This is a genomic window from Yersinia sp. 1652 StPb PI (assembly GCF_041538345.1).
GTDB classification, from domain to species: Bacteria; Pseudomonadota; Gammaproteobacteria; order Enterobacterales; family Enterobacteriaceae; genus Yersinia; species Yersinia enterocolitica_E.
In genome coordinates this window covers 1,062,994-1,085,889 of the sequence record NZ_JAULSM010000001.1, presented here as the reverse complement: position 1 = coordinate 1,085,889, position 22,896 = coordinate 1,062,994, and the positions used below count along the sequence as shown (strand labels likewise).

Here is a 22,896-nt window from a genome sequence, read left to right as displayed (position 1 = left end):
AGATATGACTATGAGCTCGACAATCCTGATTAAAAATCAAAACAGCAATAAGAAGAAAGCTCTTCTGGCGCGTTATGCCCCACTTATTTTTCTTGTGTTGCTGATGGCGCTATTTACGTTATTGGCTCCGCGTTTTCTCTCATCAATCAATCTTTTTAATATTGTCAGGCAAGTTTCTATCTACGGCATTATCGCGGTGGGAATGACATTTATTATTCTGACCCGTGGCATTGATTTATCCGTCGGGGCGATTGCCGCTTTATCGGGAATGGTCGCCGCGGTAGTCGCCAAAGGCGGTATTGAAGGCCAGTTTATGTTGTTCTCTGATGGACGGGAAATTGCCTGGCAATGGGCAGCATTGGCCGCAATTATCACCGGCGGACTAGCGGGCGCATTACAAGGATTGATTATTGCCCGCCTGACTGTACCCGCCTTTGTCGTGACCTTGGGCGGGCTGACCGTATTTCGCGGGCTAACGCTGATGATAAGTAATGGCAGCCCGGTCAGTGGGGTTGATGAAGCCTTTGGTTGGTGGGGGCGTGGCATGGTTGGCCCGGTTCCGGTGCCAGTCATCGTCTTTGCGCTGGTCGCGATTATTGCCTCACTCACGTTGCACTATACCCGCTATGGCCGCTCCATTTATGCCATTGGATCGAATCCTGAAGCGGCACGTTTATGTGGCCTGAATGTGAAAGGCGTGGTGACCAGTGTTTATGCGCTAACCGGATTATTCGCCGGGCTGGGCGGCTTTTTACTCACCGCGCGCCTGAATTCGGCAGAAGCCGTGGCGGGTAACCAGTATGAATTGTATGTGATAGCGGCGGTAGTTATTGGTGGCACCAGTTTGTATGGCGGAACCGGCAGTATTTGGGGAACGGTAATTGGCACACTGCTGATTGGTGTGTTGTTAAACGGACTGGTCATTCTGAATATATCCCCATACATACAGCAGTTGCTGATCGGCATCATTATTGTTGCCGCCGTGACATTTGATATTTTCATCAAAAGGCAAAAAAGATGAGCAGAGCTGTCTTCCTTACCGGCACCTCTGCCATCGAGGCGGCCAAACAAACGCTATCAGCAACCTCTTTATCCGCTGAATTTGACAATGGATCTTTACGTTGGATTCGCTGGCATGGCGTAGAAATCTTGCGGGCGGTGACCTTCTTGGTTCGCACTCCGGGATGGGGAACGCCAGAACCGCAGATTAGTGGGTTGGATATTCATCAGAGTGATGATACCTTTGAAGTGAACTATCAGGCACATTACGTTAATGGCAGCGAACAACTCAGGGTCAATATCCACTTTGCAGGCCGTAGCGATGGAACATTGTCAGCAAGCGCCCGTATTGCTGCCGACACCTCTTTTGAAACCAACCGTACCGGTTTTGTTGTACTGTATCCCTTGGTCGGGTTTGCCGGTACCACCGTTCATGTCGAACATGCGGCGGGAGAAAGTACCGATTTAACCATCCCTGATGCCATCAGCCCTGGGCAACCTATATTCAATATTCGGGCAATTACCCATCGGCCAATTGAGAATCTCTCCGTTATCACTCGATTTGATGGTGATATTTTTGAAGCCGAAGACCATCGCAATTGGTCGGATGCCTCTTTTAAGATATACAGCCGCCCGATTGGTTTGCCTTATCCCTATCGCTTGCTACCAGAGCAGGTTTTGCATCAATCAGTCATCATTCATATCAGCGACAACACCAACCGATCACCAGATAAACCGGTCATTGATGCGGCACCCATTGCCCGCGTGGATGTTGGCGCGCTAACCCAACAATCCATGCCAGCCATTGGCTTGGGGCTGTCTGCTGATGAGAGTGCACAGGCTATCGCTTATGCATCACAACTGGCCAATATTGGCCCGGTACATTTTTTGCTGCGCTATGACCCCTCCTCGTCACACAATATTGAACATCTCGCCGCCGCAAGCCAACTGGCTTCCCGCACGAAGTTGCCGGTAGCGGTTGAATTACTGTTAACCGCCAGCCATGACCCGGCACCGGAGATAGCACAGGCAGCAAAACTGTTGCAAGATGTTGGCATCTCGCCGGTATCAGTGGCTATTTTCGCCAAAACGGATGAACGCTCATTCCAGCCCGGTGAAGTTCGCCCACCATCCCCCACTGATACCACTATCTATGCTGAAGCTAAAAACGCCTTCCCTGGTATTCCGGTAGGGGGCGGAAGCCCTGCATTCTTTACTGAATTCAACCGCAAGCGCCCTTCTCTTGGTGCATTTGATTTTATTACACATGCGACAACACCCACCGTTCATGCGGCGGATGATGCCTCAGTAATAGAAACCTTGCAGTCATTGCCACACATCATTCGCTCCGCCCGGCACATCGCTGGCAATGTGCCATATCGCATTGGCCCGATTGGGATTGGCGCGCGGTTAAACCCATATGGCGAGGGTCCGATCGCTAATCCGAATTCTGCCCGCGTGGGGCTGGCCGCGAATGATCCTCGCCAGCGCGGCCTATTTGCTGCGGCGTGGCATGTTGGCTACGCCGCCGTAATCGCAAAATATGGCATTAATAGCTTGGTGCTGGCGGCACCGACCGGGCCGTTTGGCGTGATTTCAACTAAACAGCGCTATGCCCGTCAGTGGTGGGATGAACAGAGTGAAGGTAGCGTGTATCCGTTATTTCATGTGGTGGCTGATTTGGCTTCCGCCAGTGGTAAACCGCGCCTTGAGGTGACATCAAGCAATGAAAAACTGGCCGTTATTGGCTGGCAGGAAAACCGTGAAAACATCTTGTTGATTGCCAATCTTGCCAGTGAATCGGTGAATGTCACGGTGGCAGATGTGGATCTTGTAAAGGTTCGTATCCTGGATGTTGCTCACAGTGAGCAGGCCGCACTATCACCACAGCTATTCCGCCAGGCAAGTGAGGCACGGGATATTGGTCAGGGCATCAGTCTGGATGCCTATGCGGTCGCAAGAATCAGTTATCAGAGACCATTAAATAAATGACTTCAAAACTGAAAGGGGCCGTTATTGGCTGTGGCTTTTTTGCCCAAAATCATCTGGCCGGTTGGAAAGATATTGAAGATGTCGACATTGTCGCGGTATGTGATCTGGATATTGAGAAAGCCAAAGCAGCGGCAGAGAAATTCGGCATTGCGCATTATACCGACGATGCTAATGCGCTGTTGGCGGCACAAACATTAGATTTTGTCGATCTTCCCACCACGATGGAAACCCATGAAGCCTTGGTTCGCATTGCGGTGTCACACCATATTGCGGTGATTGTGCAAAAACCGTTTGCGCCCGACCTTGCGGGATGCCGACGGATGGTTGCCATGGCGCAAGCCGCGAATGTGCCGCTGATGGTCCATGAGGACTTTCGCTTTCAGAATGTATTCAGGGCCGCCAAAAAGATTATCGACCGTGGTGAATTGGGCGAATTAACCTTTGGCCGGCTCTCCTGGCGAACCGCCATTGATGTCTATTCGAACCAACCTTATCTGATAAAAGTTAAACGTTTCATGATCATGGACGTCGGGATCCACTTATTGGATCTGGCGAGATTCCTATTTAGCGAGGTTCAGGGGGTGTTTTGCCGCACGCAGCAAATCAAGGTGGGTATTGCCGGTGAAGATGCTGCCACCCTCTTGCTCTCACATGAGAATGGCGCAACGACAGTGCTCGATTTCAGCTATGCCTCACAACGCTATCCAGACCCCTTCCCACAAACATTGGTCGAGATTGAAGGTACCGCAGGCACCTTGTTAATTGGCGCCGATCAGGTGCTAACCCTCCATACCCAGGGTGAGTCCCGGCAAGAAAAGATCGAACATGACGCGCGTTCATGGACGAGTGAGCCATGGAAACAGATTCAGGACAGCGTGGTGCATACGCAACGCCATTTTATTGAGTGTTTGCGCCAGAATCGCGAGCCGGAGACGTCGGGGCGGGACAGTTTATTAACCTATGGTTTGCTTGAGGCGGCCTATTTGTCAGCGGCCACTGCGCAGCAAGTTCTGCCCGAGAGAGATTAAGTATCGCGAGGTGAAATAATGGGATTAGAAAACACACGGCCACTGGGAAGATCAGGGTTTCAAATACCGACCATTGGGGTAGGAACATGCCCACTCGGCGAATTGTTCGAAGAAATTACTGAACAGGATGCGCAAGCAACGCTAGAAACCGCATGGAATAGTGGTATCCGCTTATATGACACCGCACCTTGGTATGGGCGCGGCCAAGGAGAGCATAGAACCGGGCGATTTCTGTATAGAAAGCATCGTGACGATTATGTGCTGTCAACCAAAGTAGGCCGACGCCTGCTAGCGCCTCGCGCGCGTAACACCTTCCAAACAGCACCCTGGCAAGGTGGCCTGGCCTTTGATCATGTCCATGATTACACCTATGACGGCATCTTGCGCTCGTATGAAGACAGCCTACAGCGATTGGGGATCAATAAAGTCGATATTTTATATATCCATGACTTAGATACTGGCTATTTCCCCCATGAGCAAGCGTTACTTGGCAAGTTAAAAGAGCTGGAGTCTGGCGGCTTCAGGGCATTGGAAGAGTTGAAAGCAGCCGGTGAGATTGCCGCGTTCGGGGCTGGAATTAATGAGCCGGGTATGATTAACCGCTTTCTGGATCGCTATCCCTTAGATGTGTTTCTGGTCGCGTCTCGCTACACCTTACTGGAGCAAGAGATCTACGCTGACGAGCTATTGCGGGCGCAACAACAAGGGGCCGGTATTGTCATTGGCGGCGTATTTAACTCCGGTGTCTTGGCGACCGGCATCCATGATGGCGCACGTTATGACTATGGCAAATTACCGGTTTCTGTTGCTGATAGAGTCAAAAAACTGCAAGCCGTCGCGGCTGACTTTGCGGTGCCACTCGCGGCCGCCGCCTTGCAATTTCCGTTAGGATTCAGTGCCGTCACCAGTGTGCTGTACGGCCCCGCCAGATTCGCTGAAGTTACGCAAAATTCATTGAGTTTTCAGCTCCCTATTCCAACAGCATTTTGGCATGCCTTAAGAACGCAGGGGTTGATTGCGGAACATATTCCACTACCCGGCCTGCCGGTATAAGCGCAGACCCGTTATTTTTACCAGGGGGTTTTATGACATACAAAACAATAATTTCTGCCAAAGAATTAGCTGAACATCTACATGATACCGATTGGGTCATTTTGGATGCACGTTTCACGCTGGATGATGAAAGTTGGGGGCAAAGTCAGTACTTGGTGGGGCACATCCCCGGTGCTCACTATGCAAATTTGGCCACTGATTTATCTGGCACCGTCATTCCAGGGCATACCGGCCGGCGACCACTGCCACAAATTGATGTGTTTGCAAAAACACTGTCTCAGTGGGGAATTGGCCCCAACACCCAAGTTATTGTGTATGACGCAAGCGGGGGATTGATGGCTGCATCACGAACATGGTGGATGTTGCGCTGGTTGGGACATGATGCGGTGGCGGTATTGGATGGCGGCTGGCCTTTATGGCTTAAGTCCGGTTACCCAACCACCATCGAGATCCCGACACCGGCTTTTGCCACCTTCGTTGCGCAAGAGCGCCCTGATTATATTGCGAACGTAACGCAGGTCGATAACGTTCGCCAGAACCCTGAGTGGGCGGTGTTTGATTCCCGCTCGCAAGAGGGATTCCATGGCGGGGGGGTCTATCATGATCCCGTTCGTGGTCACATTCTTGGCGCCAGGTTGGCTGACCGTGCGAACACGCTCGATAGCAATGGGCAATTTCGCTCACCACAAGAGTTACACCAACATTACACCCGCTTATTGGGGGATGTGCCGATTGAGCACACAATATTTTACTGTGGATCTGGGGTCACTGCGGCACAGAATCTGTTGGCTGTAGCGCATGCCGGTCTGGGGGATGCCAAACACTACGTAGGTTCTTGGAGTGAATGGATTATTGATCCCGCCCGTGCCGTTGAATTATAGCTTCCCGTGGAAATACGGCGTTTAACATTTTATTTCAATGCTGGCAGTCGCGTCAGCAGGCCACTATCTGAAGGTATCTATGAGTAATATTATTGATAAGTTGTTTTCTTTACAGGGCAAAGTGGTGCTGGTTTCTGGGGCAGGCGGAGCGATTGGCAGTGTGCTGAGTAAGGCGCTGGCAAATGCTGGTGCTACCGTGGCATTACACGATATTGACATCGCACGAATCAAACCGGTGCAAGAAGCGATTGAAGCTGAAGGAGGCAATGCCTTATCGATTACCGCTGATTTGAGTGATGTCGCGGCTTGCCGACAGTTGGTCGATACCCTGTATGACAAACTGGGGCAGATTGATGTCTTGCTCACCAGTGCCGGTGTCAATCGCAGAAAACCTATCAAAGATGTCACTGCTGAAGACTTTGATGCAATCATTGATATTAATTTACGTAGCGTCTACTTTTTGGCACAAGCCGTCCAACCCTATATGGCGAAACAGGGTGGCGGTAAAATCGTTAATATCAGCTCACTTAGCGCGAAACATGCATTCAATACGATCTCTGTTTATGCCGCATCAAAAGCAGCCGTCAGCCAATTAACCAAGGCGATGGCCCGCGAATGGGTGGGTGACAATATTCAAGTTAATGCGATTGAACCTGGTTTTATTAAAACCGAATTTACACGCCCCTTGTGGGATGACGAATATCGCTCAAAATGGTTCCAGAACTTTATTCCGCAAGGGCGTTTAGGTAACCCAGATGATTTGATTGGCGCGGTACTCTTTTTAAGCTCGTCTGCCTCGGCCTATTTGACCGGGCAAGCGATTACCATTGATGGTGGCGTGTTATCAGGTTCTTCATGGGTGAATCCAGAAATAGCCTAAATATCCGCCATCCTTGAAGCCGCAGCGGGCTACAGACACTTATTCAAATGACGCTCATTAGAATCGGTGTACCGCTTGCCTGCGACTTCAATAACCTTCGGTTTTGCTTTCCAATAAATGACTTTGCTTCAGATAGTTATTCCATTAAGGCCATATAGCCGCAATTAATTTCATTATTCAACCAACAGCGCCCGCCACTATTTCCCATCACATCACTACCAGCAGTGATAATGGTGCGATTCAGCGCAGCCAAACCGTACTGGGGCCGCTGGCGAGTATCAATGTCAGTCATAACGCGACTATCAATACCGAGCGTGATTTTATCATGCAAGGTGCCGGCCTCAATGTGGGTCAGGATGTGAAAGCCTTTATGAATGACTATAGCAGTCAGGATAAAGGCAAAGATCGTGTATTCCAGCCATTTATTGAAGCTAACTGGCTCCACAATACTAAAGACTTTGGTGTCACTATGGATAACGTGACAGTGAAGCAAGATGGGGCCGCCAATATCGGTGAATTAAAAGTGGGTATTGAAGGCCAAATCAATAAAAAAGTTAACCTGTGGGGTAATGTTGCCCAGCAAATCGGCAACAAAGGTTACAGTGATACTGCGGTAATGTTGGGCGTTAAATATAACTTCTAATACTAACTGTAGGATTAAAAATAAACCGACCGGGTCATTAAGCTCGGTTTTTTGCTGTTAAAAACGCAATGATACAAAAACCGTCGAGTATAGGTGCTCAGGGGGTTAACTTCCCCTTGTCACGTTCTTCGCCATACCTGAACAAATGGGCCAGTTCAGACAGGGGAATGCCGCTGCCTATGAACAAATTAGGCAATTATCAGAAATAGTTATTGAGAAAAACAGTAAGTTTCGGCCAGTAAACTAAACATTGAAATTTACCTCTCTAGCATAAATCATTTCTATGAAGGTTTAGGAATATTCTTTTTCAAGAGTTTGCGTTGTAATGTTCGTCGATGCATATTCAACGCTCTTGCCGAAGCAGAAATATTACCAAGATGATCATCCACAACTTTATTTATATACTCCCATTCCATTTGTTCTAGTGAGGGGTAGGTAAATGGGCTACCCTTATCATTTTTTAATGTTGGTATTTCATTACGAAGACTCAATAGAATGTTATCCACACTCACTGGTTTTTGCAGAAGATTATCAGCCCCCTTTTTTAACGCAATGATGGCTGAAGTGATACTAGAGTAATTTGTCAGAATTAAAATTCTAGATAATGGGTTAAGATGTCTTAATGCAGAAACCCATGCTAGCCCAGAGTCATCTTTCAACTGCAGATCTATCACAATATACATATGCTGAGTAGATTCGGCCATTCTGACGGCCTGCACTCCAGTGGTTGCTACATTAACAAAGAATCCTTTTCTAAGCAGAATTGTTGATAGCGTATTAGTAAATACATCATCATCATCCAGAATTAAGATCTTTTCCATCATAACAATCTCACCCTAATAGTGGCTGTTGTTCCGGTATAATCTGAGTATAGTTTTATTTTAGCACCAATTCTGACTGCATTAGAAAAGGCTAACATCAAGCCAATACCATATCCAGAGGTTGTGCTTTTTACCGGTTGTTTTCCCAGGAGGTTGATTAAATCATTTGGTATACCACATCCATTATCAGTTATGCTTATAATTGCATTACCATTCTCTATCTTACAACCACATTGAATGAAACCATTGTCACTGGGAATAGCCGAATTAGCATTCTCAAGTAAATTAACAATAATAGCATGAAGAATGCCAGCATTTTTTATATATACACAGGTGTTGGGTAATTTATAAATTATATTTTTATTGCACTTAAGTTTAAATGAACCAAATACGCCATCAAGCCATAAACATAAGTTGATAGCTTCTTCATTTTCAAACTCATTAAATCCTAATGAAAATGACATATTAGCTAGTTTTTTCGTACACTCTTTTGCTTGTTCCAAGGCTAGATTTAAATACTCATCAAACTCTTTACCCGATCGCTCCCCTGGTTTAAATAGCTTAATTTCCTCTAAGGCCAGAACCGCTGTTGATATAGGTTTTGATATGTCGTGGGCAGAAGACGCGGCTTGCAGACCAAAAGAAAATATTATATCCGACTGTTTTTGATACTCTTTTGAGCGAATTAAATCATTATTGTATTCAATTGACACGTCATTCATCTTTTTTATAAAGAAAATGATAATAAATGTGGACATTAAAAAACTCACCCACGGAGCATAGTATTCTATACTTTTAGGTCTATGTGTAATTTCGAGATGATTTGATAATGTTAACTTAGATGAAATATAAAATAAAATAGCCGAGTAAATCACTATAAATGCAATATTTTTATTAGATAGAATAGCAAAGGCCATTGCTACTCCTGGAAGATAAAATGAAACACTTAATATTTCACCATGGAAATTCAACTCTTCCCAGAGAGTAAATAAAAGTAAGTCAATACAAATCTGAGCAACAAGTTCTCTTTCTTCTAGTGGTGAAGGAAGCCTCATTCTGTATAATGTCACAACAATACTGAGTAACAATAAAAATAAAATAATAGCAATGGGGAATACAAATGAATAGATGTAGTTTGATTTTCCTTTAAATAAAATAACACTTAATAGAAGTTGACTACATATTGCAAATATCCTAGCCCAAGTAATGATAGTTAGCTTCTTATGCTGAGGTAGTGCCTGTAATATTTTCATTTTAATCAGTCACGTATATATATAAAATGAAACATAGATTACAAAATTGCTTAGTTCAACATAAAATATAAATTAACTTAACCTTTGTTTAACCATTGTTTAACAATGTATTTATCTTTCATCTATGGCTATTAATTCCCCAGGCGTAATTGATATCCCCCCAATAAGGGGGGATTCGTTATTACATACTTCCGTTGCCTGCGTTACCATTCCCACCGCTACCATTCCCCCCATTGCCGTTACCACCATTACCACTACCACCATTGCCCCCGTTACCACCATTACCCCCATTGCCGCCGTTGCCATTACCACCGTTACCATTACCGCCATTACCCCCATTGCCACCGTTACCATTACCACCGTTGCCGTTACCGCCGTTACCGTTGCCTCCGTTACCATTCCCTCCATGACCACCACCATGGCCGCCGTGCTTAATCAACATCAAGTCTGAGGTCATGGACGTATTTTGTGTGTAACTTGTATCCTTCATCAATTTCGATACATCAACCGTAGCGGCTGATACATAAAAGGAACATGCTGATAATACTGAGGTTGCAGCGAGCATAATTACGTTAATCTTTTTCATAGGAATATCCTTCAATAGAATTTAGATAATATAATTTAAGATTTCAGCATGGATAAACCTCTCGGCCAATCCACGATTAAAACATAGAGCACATATTAAAAAAATAAAACAAGAATTTAATGATATTGAAAATATTTTCAATTTTTAATGATAAGTCATTTTGTTTTAAAGTAATGATGATATCATGTTTAAATATTCATCATAAAGTGAGGCATTATGTCGCACTATAAAGACGATATACCCTATTTTAATTCTTTTTAATATGTGATAGATGAGGTTAACAATAAAAACAAATATTTACATTTAATACTAAAATCCCACAATCTAAATTAAAAACTCATTTATCCATTTCATCGGGGGTTAAGTAAAACATTATGATTCTGGGTAATAATTTTAGAGACTGAATGAGATTATTTGCAGAGATAGGCTCACAGCAGGATAGAATGGCTTAGTGATAGTGGAAATTTGACTGTTTTAATTAACATAGTATGCATATCATTTTTAGGAAAATAAGGTGTATCTATGGCGTAATAAAGATGGATGTCATAACATTTCACTCTTACATCCATCTTAAAACATGAAATAAATAACATTGATGAAATTTTGCCAGCTCCGGGATTTTGACTAAACTATTGAGTAATTGCAAATAGCATTCCCATTGCACCAATAAAAACAAGTATAATACCTAAAGCCAGTTTACCTCTGGTGCCAGCGTTAACATCTTTACATAAAAAACGTCGTCTCACTTTCCTATCCATAATAATTTCGCTCATTGTTAGTGCCTCAGTTTCCCGATATCTAAAACGTGATATAAATTTAATACTTATTGTTTTCAAAAGAAAGAAACATAGTCTTAATCAAATTGAATTAAGAGTTAACTTTTTGTTTTAATTGATTAAATCAAGATTCCTCAAGTGTAAAATCAGACTGTGTTGCTGTTATTTTAAAGCTCAGAATCTCTTCATTTCGCCTATTATCTCTATCATAATTGAGTGGCCTAAATAGTTTTTTAGGCCGATTCAATGATACAGGTCGTCTAAACCTAAGGTATTCCATACTCAAATTTCTAATGAATATGTTACTGACAGTCTCGATGAGAATAACTTCTTATCCTCAATGAAGGATTTTCATACAAGAATACAACCCGGCATGCTGATGCCAACATGCCACCACTCCAGTTACTTGTTTATCTATAAATTAGAATATTTTTATATACTGTAGATTAAATATAATAATATATGTTCACTAGACTTATTCGGCTATCAATTAAAAATAACATCGACAGTTGCCGAGGCGGTAACGTTACCAACAGGTAATGTGTCGCCACCGGAACATAGTCGCCAGGTGAGTTCATTTGAGAAAACTTCGCTAGATTCACCCGCATTAATTGAACCTAATTTCATTGGTTCACCATTAAACTTCAGACCTTGCGTGAGATTACATGTTCCAGCTCCTGTAACTCCCGTTATTTCACCTGTGATATAGCCGCCTCCCTCATTGAGGGATAATCGAGTCGTCTCACCATCATAAAGCCCTGAATTAGCCTGAAATTTTATATTAATATTAGCGGCAGGATTAGCGCCATTTTGGGTACATCCCACCACCAGACTATCCTTCACTAGTTCTAATTCAGCCCCCAAAGTCGAATTATGTTCTACTTCGCCAAAGTTGATCGATTTGTTAATATTGATCGAGCATTGCCGTGTGGAAACTTTAACCTGATAGCCAGTAAGAATACTTGCCTTCGTAGCACTCGATATTGCACTGCTACTAAAATACATCTCAGGAATGGGGTATACTCCATCTTGCTGGGTCCCATCGGTGATAATGACCCAATCGCCCGTTATTGATCCACTGCGGACGCTATATTCCTCGAAAAAAGAGGGTGTCGAGATTGCCCGGGGTGATAAACACCAGGCAGAATTTGCAGGGGTTGCAGCAGCATTTCCAGATCCAGAGACTATCCCCTGGACTCCCGAATTGCTAAAAGTTCCGCTCATGGTTTCTGATGAGCCAGCATTTAACTGATAATTCATAGTGAAAGATGCCTGCGGTACCAAAAAAATACCTTGAGCAATCTTATACCCTTGAATTCCACCAACATCACTTAAGGCGGTGTTATTAACGCAACCCAAAGTTTCAGGAATTCCCGCCCCCGTGATGGCAACAAGACCATAATTTGGATTGAGCGTCATATAGTAGTCACCAAAACTGGTGGAAATATTCTGATTAATGGCTGGGCCTGTCCATTGTTGGCTACCACTACCAATCTCAATGATAGCTGCCTGTAATGGCATAATAACGCCCAACGACAGCAGACAAAGCCCTATTCGTAACCGCGTAAAACCAGTGGTGCTTATTTTATCTGTCACGGTGTTTACCCCTCTATTGAGTGAATTCTCGGTGCTCAACATGTTAAACCTCACAACGTAATGGCAAATGACGTATCGGATTAGCCGCTGACGGGGCTGGAGTGTTCGCCAAATTGAACGCTACATTGCATTGCTGGCTAGTATCCCCCCCCCACTTCACTTTTAGACGACCACTTTCTGGTAGCCCGCTGAGATAGACCTGCCCTGCATCTCCAACAATGCTGGTATTCGGCTCTTCACCCGCGCTACCTTCAACGGCAACCACGGCACCGAAAGGGATTAATCCGCCACTTTTACTCAAAGTAACCAATACTTGATAACCGACGCGTGTTGCAAAGTTAGCCTTAACCACTGCACCTTTAGTTGGGTAGAGATTTTGGCTTGACTGCGTTATGTCAACCCCCTCAGGCAGGGTTGCCGGATCCAGGCTAATATTATTGCGCTGGTAGTTTGAGAGATAAGGCACCACTGCATAACCACGACTGTCCACCTGATTATTGCCGCTCATCACCTTACTTCCTCTGGCGCCTGGTGCACTGACTAATGCAACGGTATCGCCCAAAGGTTGACTCAATGTGACTCCGTCGGCATGTGCCACCACCCCGCCGCTGGCATTCATATTCACCGCGCGGTAGCCACTACCATAGCTATATCCCATACTCGCCATGCCCTTGCTGCCACGGTAACCAGTATTCACCGACCCCATGTCACTGCTGCCGTCGTTAGACCAGCCTTGTGTCACATTGTAAGAAAGACGGTCATCCATTGATGTTCCGTTAATACCCGCCTGATTCTGAACACTACCTTGGTTGTTATTTGTCATCTGATAACTGGCGAAGCTACGGTTAGCAAGTGATGAACCGCTCAATAAACTTAATGGTACTTGAACGTTCATGGATAACTGTCTGTTCTCCGGCCAGCTATTGTCCCCTTTAATGCGGTCAATACTGTAATTCATGCCGTAAGTCACCCCGTGGTAGCTGTTGCTATAGCCCGCAGTAAGGTTGTTATTGACCTTACTGTTGTCCCAATAGTTATCCCGCATCCCAGAGATATATAGCGATCCTAAATCCCCCATATTCTGAGACAAACGTAACTGGTAACTATTGCGCTTACGGTCTTGTGACCAGGGCAACTGATCGTCGCGTAATTGGTAGCCATTGTTGTTAACATCGGAAAAACTGTAATAATTTCGGGTCGAGTAGCGCATAGTCGCGACATCAATTGATGTGCCGGTACTGGCAATATTTTTGGCATAGCGCAACCGATATGACTCCCCTTTTTGCCGGTCATCCACGTCCTTCAGCTTAGCGTTCGACTGAGTGACATCCGCAGACAATGCGCCAAAGTTCCCTAAAGACAACCCGCTCCCCACCACGCTTGAGAAGTAATCATCCGCGACCAGTCCACCACCATACAGCGTGAGATTATAGGGCAAGCCATAAACCAAAGTGCCGAGTCCAAAAGTTGACTCCTGAGAGCCAACAGTGGTGCTGCCATTATATTTCCCACTGGTCAGTTCATACTTAAATGCACCAGGACGTAACATTACCGGCAGTGTTGAATAGGCGACAGTCTGGGTGCGAACGGAGCCATCAGCTTCAGTTATCGTTACTGTCAAATCACCTGAAGAACCACTCTGCCCCAAGTCATTTAGCGTAAACGGGCCTGGTGCAACATAGGTTTGATACACAATGTTGCCATTCTGCCTCACGGTTACCCTCGCATTACTTTGCGCAACACCAGAGATAACCGGAGCAAAGCCACGCAGATTGTTGGGCAACATCTCTTCGGTTGAGTTAAGTTTGACGCCACGGAACGGAATGCTGTCAAAAACATCCCCGCCACTGCTGCTTTCACCTGCCAATATTTCAGAATGCCAAGGCTGGATATCCCGCTGCAGGTAGCTATTGATAAACTGGGTGTCCTGCGTACTTTCACCCGCACGATTATCACCATTCGTCGTATTCCGGCTATGGGTAATCAGGCTGCGTAAACGCCAGGCATCAAAGTTCAACCCCGCCCGTAAGTTGGCAAAGAGGCTTGTTTGCTCTGATGTTCCCAAGTCTGATTGGGAAGAGCGTCGGCTGCGGCTGCCGTTCACGTTATAATTCAGCAAAAATGCCGGAATACCTTGATTCCACAATGAGGGATCAACCTGATTGCTACTATTTGGTTGCATTGCGACTTGGGGGATACTGATATCCAGCCGCAACTTGGCCAGCGAAAATTGCACCTGCGCATGAGGAATCAGGGCGGACAAATCCTCCACTGGCTTATCCAGTGGTAAATTTGAGAATGTCGGCAGTGCACTGGTATTCACGCCGAACTCATTCAGTAACGCGGGCGTGAGGAGTGGCTCAACCTTATTCCGCGAACCTTTTTGGAAAGTGATTGTTTGCTCGCCGCGCTCAATCTGATTAACAAATATCGTCACCAGATAGGCCCCTTCAGGCACCTGATCGGTAGTCTCAAACTGAGTCAAATCCACTTTTTCAGACTGCTCTTGATCAAGCATTAGCAGCCCGGCATCAAAATAATCCCGGCCCCAAGCGGGCAGAACAGACGTAAGTAATATCGCACCCGTAAATATAGGTGAGATTTTTATCCCATTAACGTGTCGTTTCATGATATTTAGCTCAACCTGGTTTATCTGTTTTGCCAATACACAAAATTGGAATTAAAAACATATGATTAACCAGCAGTTAAAATAAGTTTGTCGGTAAACTGGATATCAATATCGAGATGAGCCAGTAAGTGATTTTTGTTGTTCTAATGGCGTATTCCATGCTGTCTCATCAAGCAATTGCCACTCAACTGGCCCCTTTGTACCCGCAGGCAAGTTATAGCGTTGCTGCCCTTTTGGTGGAACCATCAGGCGCATAGCCGCATTATCAAACAAATAGTTACCAACTTTTAACCGAGAAAATGTCAACCAAAACGGCGTTGGGTTTTCAGCAACCAGCGTATTACCTTCCAGATGGAAGCGTAATTGTGAGGCAGCACCTGCCACCCCACTGTCCGGCAGGCTGGACGGGCGGTAAAATAGTTTAAGATTACTGACAACAGCTAACGTTAATTGACCGCCGTTTTGCGCCATATTCGCAGGTGTAGATGGGATAGCCTTGGTAGCAATATAAAATACTGATTCCCGATCCTGTGCTAACTCCCCTCCGGTACGCCGAATACGCAAGGTCAAATCACTATTAGGCTCCAGTCGTTGCAGCGGCGGAGTGACAATAAAAGGCATCGGAGTAACGACTTTGCTCTGCGGTGCAACGCTGCCAGTTTGAGGATCCATACTCCGAATCCAAGATTGCATTAAAAAAGGCTGATCACTTTTGTTATAGACGGTTAATGCAACACCCTGACTGGCTTTTTCCGGGTAAATAACCCGCATCACATAAAAGGAAATACCTTTAAGTTCAGCCTGATTTGCGCTCACCGATAAACTGTTCAGCATCAGTAAGCTCCCAATCATTATTAATGACAGGCGAGTCCAGAAACTTTTCATTTACTCTCCAGAAATTATGGCGGTGAATATTCGCATTTCGACGAGAGGATCCCGTAATCGGTAATCACTCGCCAGTCAGCCATTGCCAACGGTGAAATAGCTGGATAAATTTGATTACTGTGAGGGGCAATCATTGCCGGGTGCTGCTCGAAACTAACGGCGCGATGATTAATATTCAATTGCCCCAGCGTTAAAAAATAGGGTGTAGGATTTTCTACAAGGATACCCTCAGCGACTTGGGTAAATTGTAATTTGCAGTAAGCGTCTTCCGGGGTCATATTCAACCCATCGGGCCGATAGAACAGCTTAATCAAAAAACGAATTCCCATTGATAGCTGGGCCTGCTCTGTCAGCTCGGAGGCTTGAGCAGGAATCGCCAGAACAGATAAATAAAATACCGATTCATGTTGCTGCGATAATGTTCCTTTATTCTGGCGTATAATACGCAGCAAATTACGGCTATTAGGCTCCAGCCGAAATAATGGTGGTGTCACGATAAATGGTGCTGCTTGTTTATTATCTGGACCCAGTTGAACCAGAGACTGAATTAAATAAGTTTTATCGCCATCATTCTTAACCAGAACAGTGCGCGCCCGATCAGTTTCATTAAATACGACCCGCGTTTGTCCAAGGCTTATTCCGCCATCAGCAGCAAAAACGATATTTCCCCAGAGGCTAAGAAGTAAGCCACTGATAAGTTGCAAGTCTCGCAAACGAAGGGTTCGAATCATAATGCGCTCTTAATCGTAAAGAAAATTGAAGGTAACTCGAGCAATGAGTTTACCGGTGGTTGGATTACAGCCCCCCGAATCAATACAGGATACCCCTGCGGAAAATGCCATAGCGGCACCGGTGGCTGGCGGGACTATTCCTTGAAATTGCAGCTTGTCATCATGGCGAACGGTATTCATGTTTTGAGTTAGCAGCACACCAACCCCTTGAGCGTCTGAGTCAGCGTCACGAAACAGCCATTTGCTGCCACTGCCATCACCATTGCCAGTGACCTGAATAACAGGTTTTTGACTACCAGGTGCCGTCCCGCTACAATTTTGTACTTTCAGAGAGAAAGTATTGGATGCAGCCACGGCTCCCGATAACAACGCGCTTGTTTGGACGCTCCCCAAATCCAAAAACTCTTGATCTAGCTTAATTTCGCAAGTTCCAGGAACAATGGTGGCACGGAAATCCACTATTTCAGTAGCTTGTACCGGCAGAGCGACTACACAGATGAAAAGGCTCGCAGAACCCGCATTACGGCACCACTTTAGTAAAGGCATCAATACCTCCAAGATCGTTGATCACCCGCCAGCGGACCTCCCCTTGTTTAACTTTGGTCGGGAAGATATGGCTACTGAAAGGGGCAATCATACTGGCTTCGGCGCGCGCCAAAGATAGCGCCTCTCCGGCAAAACTGATGCCAGCAAAGTTAATAAAATAGGGGGAGGCGTTATTAACCTGTAATCCCTCTTTCACTCGGGTAATTTGTAGGTTCTTATGGGCATTGGCGACAGTCGGGGCTAATCCAGCAGGGCGATAAAATAGCTTGATGACGTTCGCAACGCCCAGTTTTACTTCACCACCAACGCTTTGTTGCTGATCTTCTCCTGTTCCTGCAACGCTACTGGGTATAGCCCGAGCATTAATATAGAAAACCGATTCACGATCACTGGGCAAAGCCCCACCATTAGCAGAAATCCGAATTTGGTTGCTACTATTTGGTTCGAGGCGAAATAACGGAGGAGTGACCAAAAAAGGGGCGACTCCTTTCCCATCAATAGAAGCGCTGACTGTGGTCTGTACCAAATAAGGAGCATCTGGTTGCGTATTGCGCAAAGTGAGTGAAACACTCGATGCACCCTGTGGGTAAATCAGCCGAGTGGCACTAATACCAAATCCGCCAGCCTGAACGGTTTGAGTGGCAGTCAAACCAACGAATATCAAAGACAGCGTGCGAAATAAAAATTTCATTACTCAAACTCCTCTTGCCTGATGGCAGGGAGTTATCATCACCTGCCATCAGAAATGGTTATTTATAAACAAAACTAAATGTAATTGGTGCACTAATCGTTGTATTTTCGATGGCGGATATATTAGTGGTAGCTAACGCAGCACTTAAAGAAATCGATTTTTCAAAATCTCCAGCTCCCGGCGGGTCACCCGCAGTTCCGACAAGAATAGACTCTCCACTTTGTAGGATCTTGCCTGTACCGTTATGTTTGATCATGACACCAACATTAGAACTATTATCGCTGTTAAAGATATTGCTCTCGCCACCACTCAATGTGGTACCCGAAATAAGCAAGCTCGCAGTATCATTCTCAGCCGACGGTGTCCCACAATTCATAAGTCTCACATCAAAATTTTGTGCCGTCTTATCAATAAAAGTATTAGGGGCAGTGAAAACGGCTGCTGTGTGGTTATTCAAATTCAATCGGTCAGTGACCGAGACATCACAGGTTGCAGTTACGATGCTAGCCTCTATCGTTATCATAGCATTACGCCCAGAGTCTGCTGCCAGGGCCGTTCCAGCCGAAGCCAGCAATAACAAAGCGGCAGGTGATAAAGTTAAAAGTGTTGTACGCATGTATTTATTCCTCTAATGACACGTTGATTAAGGATTTGAGTGTGTCCTAGAGAGAGCTAAAAAATTAATGATTTAGTCTAATTAAGGTGGAGTTAAGACTCTTCAGGTTTACTTTCAATAAAAATAAATATGTAACATATTGATTTTAAATATATTTAACTTCACTCTTAAATGTATTGTTCAACACAGACAATGCAGAATATCAGTCCGAATATGTTTGAAACATGACAGCTAAATCCACCAATTGGGATTATGTGTTGAAGTCAGTTACCTGAGATAGCCCAGCGTTGTGGCCGACATCTTTTCAGGTTCCCTAACCCCAATAGACTGCATAAAGACCATTAACAGATAATGGAGCTTGCACATGGCTGTCTCCTCCAGAGGACATAATCAGTATGCCGGAATGAGTGGTTGGCGTTGACGGGTTACTTACAGGAGGCTGACCAGCAATGATATCCTCAGTATGCTAATAGACCACTATTTCTAAAAAGCTAAACTCTAGCGATCTCTTAAAACCTTAGAGCAGTACACATAGGGCATTGTTTTAGTCGAAATATAATAACTTCCGTTACGATTTTTAGTGAAGAAAGCAGCCATGGGATGATCATCAACTAAATAAAACCTCGATAGCATCAGATCTGAAAATAAAGATTCATTCACATTATTAGTTTCAGTCACCCAGTTTCTCTTCGATGTTAATAACAAATCATCATTAATCGCTGTTACATCAAAAAAGGTTCTACGACTTATCGTGCCTACTTTCTCATTATTTTTATAAACCACGCCATCAATATAGACAATTCCATTTTTATTATTCATAGAAAATTCGACCATAAGTTTTGTCATTAGTCCCAATTCTTCTCTATGAATGGTCAGATTCGCATTACAATTAATAACATCACTTTTATCATATCTAAATTTTAGCAGTAGAAATGAAACGGAATAGACGAACACGATAGACAGTATTATTTTCAATATGAAATAAATTTTATTCACAAGAGCAACATCGTTCATCAAAGCAAAACCTTATTATTTTAAATTAATTTGTTTTTACGTCTATTTAAAAATAGTGATTCTTATTCTTTTCAATCCAGAGGTATAGCCCTTGATTATTAATAACATTTATCTTCCTCATAACATTTCGTTTGTGAGTGCTAATGGTTTTCTCACTTAGATTCAGCAAAAGAGAAGCAGTCTTAGTGGTAATCCCATCATAAAAAAATTTACAAATTTTTATTTGAGTTGACGTTAATTTAATCACCCCACGATCATTATAGATAACATCATGCCCGTGACCATGCTTTAGCATATTGGCGATTATACATTCAACTTTACGGCTTAATTGATTAATGCTGTCATTCCTAAAAATTACAACTTCCGAAGCCAGTTCTTTTGCCATATGTTTTTTGTCTCTAATTTTAAGAGTAACGCTGACATTCTCACAAAAGGATATAGCGATAAAGCCATCATCAGTTTCATTGTCAAGGCTCGTAGTCTTAACCAATAAACAAACTTTAAGGTGGCTCTTAAATAAATGATACAACCCATACGAAAAAAAATTATTGTGGTCAGATATAGTTATCATGCAGCGCATAAAAATGTACTCTTTACTTGAGTTAAAAAATTAGAGCAGCAATTAAAACATAAGCTAAAAAATAATATAAATCATAAGGTCTTAATAAAAATTAATTAATGAAATTATACAAAGAAGCCTATGTCAAAGTGTCACGTGTGCACCATAACATATTGAAATAAAGAGTAATTATGTGATTTTCTTGTATGGAAATTTCACTACAACTGCGGGAGGAAGATGGGTTTTAGTTGAGCGAAATTTAGCCCAGTTAAGACTTGGTTAATATTCAGAATAATGAATATAACCTTAAAAAGAAATAATAAAGATATAGGGTATAGTAAAAAGCTGCTTAAATATCGCTATTTAAAATAGTCAAAAATCATGCCGACGTTTAAGCAGAACACCCAATAAACTAATCCTTATTACACAGAAAACTTGCCACACCATTAGACTCAATAATATAATTATTATTGTTAATTCTATAAATAGAAATTAAGAGATTACTACCTACTTGAGACATAAAACTAGGTAGCATCTGCTCAAGGTCAGTTCGGCTCACTTCGTCTGAAAGACTAATCTCAACGCCAGTAAAAGTCAGAATGGTTTTATTATCAATATCAGAGATATTAAATAGTGTCTTCCTGGTTAATTGATAGGGTATGTTATTATTAGTAACAATTCCATTTATTATCATATAACCATTTTTGCTATATAGATTTATTTCAACATTGGACTTGATGTTAAAATTTTTACTATACGTATAATGCACACCATGGCAATTTAGTTTTTTATTGTTGTTATCCGCTAAAAAATAAGCATAAGCAATAGCGGAAACAATCATGATGACTGATATGAAAATCAGTAGTATGTATTTAGTATTTAATTTCATTAAAACCACCATGATTGACGAATATTTCAGTTCTACAATTATTCTTCTTACTATAATTAACTTCAAACTCACAAGAAATGACTGATATTGTAGGGTGTCTTATTGTATAGTTTAAGTAAATATAAGGGTAAGTATTACACTCTAATGATTGGCCACTTAGAAACGTATTAACTTTCTCCTGACTTTCCAAGTTATGTAATTCAGTGCTGGTGAATATACTGCACCCATCAATTTTTGATAAAAATGTGAAGTTTTTAGGATAATCGATTATACGCTTAGGAATACTTTTATGGATAAAATAAAACACAGCGCCAAAGAAAATCAACACAGATGCGAATAGTAATACTATATTATATATTTTATATTTATTTTTGGTTACTAATTTCTCATCTTGCTGCTGAGGGACAATATTCTCGATAATAATTTCATCAACTTCATCTTCAGGGTCAATATCGACTTCGCATTCTGCAACTTTAGTGACCGTAAAGATAAACCCTTTTCCTCTTACAGTCGTGATGGCTTCACCAGACAACCCGATATCTTGCAATGCTTTACGTAATAATGAAATATTTTGATACAGTGTGTTCGGTGTGACATTCACACCATTATCACCCCAAGCAATTGAATACAAATCACTTTGCGATATTATCAAACCAACTCTATTAACAAACGCCTCTAGTAATTGTGCTGTTGGCACGTTGATCTTAATGCGAGCGCCACCCAAAGAGGATGAGAGGATACCACTTTCAGGGTAAAATGTAATATTATCATTTATAGTATAACATTTACTCATGCCAATTATTTCCAATGATACGTATCAAAAATTTATTATAGATAGTCAGCAATAATAATCAATAAAAGAGAACATTGCGATGGCAAATCTACCAAGGGTTAGCAGTTCGTCACAAAGGTTAATCTGACTCGAATTGACAATATCAGATTAAGTAAGATACGACCCATTGAGAGTATTGTGCAGTACCTCTCTGCTAAGACTACTTTTTTCACAGTAAACAGAATGAGTAGCGACAGATGAAATGCAACTTGAACTTACATTTCGTTTCCAGGGTTGAAGAACGACGAGCCAGGATTCTCATCACAATTTTAAATATTACATACCATAACGACTCGAGCAATATAGCAGTTAAATGACATGTGCTATCTAAAGTAAGAACTGTTTGTAAAAATTAAAACCATCAACAATTGTACTCATCAGCAAGTCTACCGTGGCGAGCAATATATAAATGGAATGCTTTTTGTAGATATCCCATAATAGCCCTCCTCTTTTTTCGAGAACGTAATTTGCATTTTTCTATTTGGTGTGGTGTAGAACTCATGGATCATGATTTCATTAATCAAAGTATCATCAATACTATTTACCTCGCTAGCCCAATTATTTACTGACCTTAATAAGAGTATATCATTAATCGAGTAGACGTAAAAAATAATCCTGCGACTAATCACCCCTATACTCTTATGATCCTTATAAAGCTTACCATCAATAGAAACAATACCATTAGTAGAATTGACTGAAAAATCAATGTTAACATTGGCAACCATACCAGGTACATTACTGTGAATGATGACTTCAGCATTACATTTTATTACATTTAATCCTCTCTCTTTTTCATCATTACTGCCTCTTAAAAAGAGAAACAAACAAATAGAGATTATGATAAAAATCAAAATAGAAATCTTCAAATTTTTTTTAATGCAGATGGAGAGTATATTTTTCATAAACATTCTATTTTTATCTCGTAAAGATGATCCTAAATTCCATTATAATTAAGTAGGTACAATTTGTTCGGCTTTTATAACAGCCTTATTATAC

The 22,896-nt window shown here is 43.0% G+C and carries 23 protein-coding genes and 1 pseudogene; 7 read left to right on the top strand and 17 right to left on the bottom strand.

Going from position 1 to position 22,896, the window contains the following annotated elements:
- The first annotated feature begins 10 nt into the window (after nt 1-10).
- From Q2T71_RS04895 to Q2T71_RS04870, 6 genes are all read left to right on the top strand, one after another.
- On the top strand, nt 11-1,021 hold the full coding sequence (locus Q2T71_RS04895) for an ABC transporter permease (protein ID WP_372558312.1): 1,011 nt from the start codon (nt 11-13) through the stop codon (nt 1,019-1,021).
- Complete coding sequence (locus tag Q2T71_RS04890) at nt 1,018-2,991, top strand: hypothetical protein (protein ID WP_372558311.1); 1,974 nt, start codon at nt 1,018-1,020, stop codon at nt 2,989-2,991. The genes Q2T71_RS04895 and Q2T71_RS04890 overlap by 4 nt, the downstream gene beginning before the upstream one ends.
- A complete protein-coding gene (locus Q2T71_RS04885) occupies nt 2,988-4,019 on the top strand; it encodes a Gfo/Idh/MocA family protein (RefSeq protein WP_372558310.1) in 1,032 nt (343 codons plus the stop codon). Before Q2T71_RS04890 ends, Q2T71_RS04885 begins: the two co-directional genes overlap by 4 nt.
- A gap of 18 nt (nt 4,020-4,037) precedes the next feature.
- On the top strand, nt 4,038-5,072 hold the full coding sequence (locus Q2T71_RS04880) for an aldo/keto reductase (RefSeq protein WP_372558309.1): 1,035 nt from the start codon (nt 4,038-4,040) through the stop codon (nt 5,070-5,072).
- Nucleotides 5,073-5,104: 32 nt separating this feature from the next.
- The gene (locus Q2T71_RS04875; RefSeq protein ID WP_372558308.1) at nt 5,105-5,953 is read left to right on the top strand and encodes a sulfurtransferase; all 849 of its coding nucleotides are present in this window, start codon (nt 5,105-5,107) and stop codon (nt 5,951-5,953) included.
- A gap of 79 nt (nt 5,954-6,032) precedes the next feature.
- A complete protein-coding gene (locus Q2T71_RS04870; RefSeq protein WP_372558307.1) occupies nt 6,033-6,833 on the top strand; it encodes an SDR family NAD(P)-dependent oxidoreductase in 801 nt (266 codons plus the stop codon).
- Nucleotides 6,834-6,969: 136 nt separating this feature from the next.
- Here Q2T71_RS04870 and Q2T71_RS04865 read toward each other — a convergent pair whose 3' ends face one another.
- The gene (locus tag Q2T71_RS04865) at nt 6,970-7,164 is read right to left on the bottom strand and encodes a hypothetical protein (protein ID WP_372558306.1); all 195 of its coding nucleotides are present in this window, start codon (nt 7,162-7,164) and stop codon (nt 6,970-6,972) included.
- Between the two features lie 27 nt (nt 7,165-7,191).
- Between Q2T71_RS04865 and Q2T71_RS04860 the strand changes: the two are divergent.
- A pseudogene (locus Q2T71_RS04860) lies at nt 7,192-7,476 on the top strand (autotransporter outer membrane beta-barrel domain-containing protein); the annotation flags it as partial.
- Nucleotides 7,477-7,757: 281 nt separating this feature from the next.
- Here the strand turns inward: Q2T71_RS04860 and Q2T71_RS04855 are convergent.
- The 16 genes from Q2T71_RS04855 to Q2T71_RS04780 all read right to left on the bottom strand — a co-directional run bounded on the left by Q2T71_RS04855 (nt 7,758) and on the right by Q2T71_RS04780 (nt 22,802).
- The gene (locus tag Q2T71_RS04855; RefSeq protein WP_372558305.1) at nt 7,758-8,300 is read right to left on the bottom strand and encodes a response regulator transcription factor; all 543 of its coding nucleotides are present in this window, start codon (nt 8,298-8,300) and stop codon (nt 7,758-7,760) included.
- The gene (locus Q2T71_RS04850) at nt 8,297-9,550 is read right to left on the bottom strand and encodes a sensor histidine kinase (protein ID WP_372558304.1); all 1,254 of its coding nucleotides are present in this window, start codon (nt 9,548-9,550) and stop codon (nt 8,297-8,299) included. Before Q2T71_RS04850 ends, Q2T71_RS04855 begins: the two co-directional genes overlap by 4 nt.
- A 181-nt stretch (nt 9,551-9,731) precedes the next feature.
- Nucleotides 9,732-10,136 carry a hypothetical protein gene (locus tag Q2T71_RS04845; RefSeq protein WP_372558303.1) on the bottom strand — a complete coding sequence of 135 codons (405 nt, stop codon included), beginning with the start codon at nt 10,134-10,136 and terminating at the stop codon, nt 9,732-9,734.
- Between the two features lie 629 nt (nt 10,137-10,765).
- Entirely contained in the window at nt 10,766-10,909 is a 144-nt protein-coding gene (locus Q2T71_RS04840; RefSeq protein WP_372558302.1) for a hypothetical protein, read from the bottom strand.
- 489 nt (nt 10,910-11,398) lie between these two features.
- Nucleotides 11,399-12,508 carry a hypothetical protein gene (locus Q2T71_RS04835; protein ID WP_372558301.1) on the bottom strand — a complete coding sequence of 370 codons (1,110 nt, stop codon included), beginning with the start codon at nt 12,506-12,508 and terminating at the stop codon, nt 11,399-11,401.
- 43 nt (nt 12,509-12,551) lie between these two features.
- The gene (locus Q2T71_RS04830; RefSeq protein WP_372558300.1) at nt 12,552-15,137 is read right to left on the bottom strand and encodes a fimbria/pilus outer membrane usher protein; all 2,586 of its coding nucleotides are present in this window, start codon (nt 15,135-15,137) and stop codon (nt 12,552-12,554) included.
- Between the two features lie 105 nt (nt 15,138-15,242).
- Complete coding sequence (locus Q2T71_RS04825; RefSeq protein ID WP_372558299.1) at nt 15,243-16,022, bottom strand: molecular chaperone; 780 nt, start codon at nt 16,020-16,022, stop codon at nt 15,243-15,245.
- A 14-nt stretch (nt 16,023-16,036) separates the two neighbouring features.
- The gene (locus tag Q2T71_RS04820; RefSeq protein WP_372558298.1) at nt 16,037-16,753 is read right to left on the bottom strand and encodes a molecular chaperone; all 717 of its coding nucleotides are present in this window, start codon (nt 16,751-16,753) and stop codon (nt 16,037-16,039) included.
- Nucleotides 16,754-16,762: 9 nt separating this feature from the next.
- Complete coding sequence (locus Q2T71_RS04815; protein ID WP_372558297.1) at nt 16,763-17,299, bottom strand: fimbrial protein; 537 nt, start codon at nt 17,297-17,299, stop codon at nt 16,763-16,765.
- Nucleotides 17,274-17,990 (bottom strand): molecular chaperone, encoded by a 717-nt coding sequence (locus Q2T71_RS04810; RefSeq protein ID WP_372558296.1) that lies wholly within the window; start codon nt 17,988-17,990, stop codon nt 17,274-17,276. Before Q2T71_RS04810 ends, Q2T71_RS04815 begins: the two co-directional genes overlap by 26 nt.
- 58 nt (nt 17,991-18,048) lie before the next feature.
- Nucleotides 18,049-18,606 (bottom strand): hypothetical protein, encoded by a 558-nt coding sequence (locus tag Q2T71_RS04805; RefSeq protein WP_372558295.1) that lies wholly within the window; start codon nt 18,604-18,606, stop codon nt 18,049-18,051.
- A gap of 498 nt (nt 18,607-19,104) precedes the next feature.
- Entirely contained in the window at nt 19,105-19,452 is a 348-nt protein-coding gene (locus Q2T71_RS04800) for a hypothetical protein (RefSeq protein ID WP_372558294.1), read from the bottom strand.
- Nucleotides 19,453-19,666: 214 nt separating this feature from the next.
- The gene (locus Q2T71_RS04795) at nt 19,667-20,110 is read right to left on the bottom strand and encodes a helix-turn-helix transcriptional regulator (protein WP_193784704.1); all 444 of its coding nucleotides are present in this window, start codon (nt 20,108-20,110) and stop codon (nt 19,667-19,669) included.
- A gap of 481 nt (nt 20,111-20,591) precedes the next feature.
- Nucleotides 20,592-21,068 carry a hypothetical protein gene (locus tag Q2T71_RS04790; RefSeq protein ID WP_372558293.1) on the bottom strand — a complete coding sequence of 159 codons (477 nt, stop codon included), beginning with the start codon at nt 21,066-21,068 and terminating at the stop codon, nt 20,592-20,594.
- The gene (locus Q2T71_RS04785; RefSeq protein ID WP_372558292.1) at nt 21,052-21,861 is read right to left on the bottom strand and encodes a transcriptional regulator; all 810 of its coding nucleotides are present in this window, start codon (nt 21,859-21,861) and stop codon (nt 21,052-21,054) included. The genes Q2T71_RS04790 and Q2T71_RS04785 overlap by 17 nt, the downstream gene beginning before the upstream one ends.
- A gap of 425 nt (nt 21,862-22,286) precedes the next feature.
- Nucleotides 22,287-22,802 (bottom strand): hypothetical protein, encoded by a 516-nt coding sequence (locus Q2T71_RS04780; RefSeq protein WP_372558291.1) that lies wholly within the window; start codon nt 22,800-22,802, stop codon nt 22,287-22,289.
- Nucleotides 22,803-22,896 lie beyond the last annotated feature (94 nt).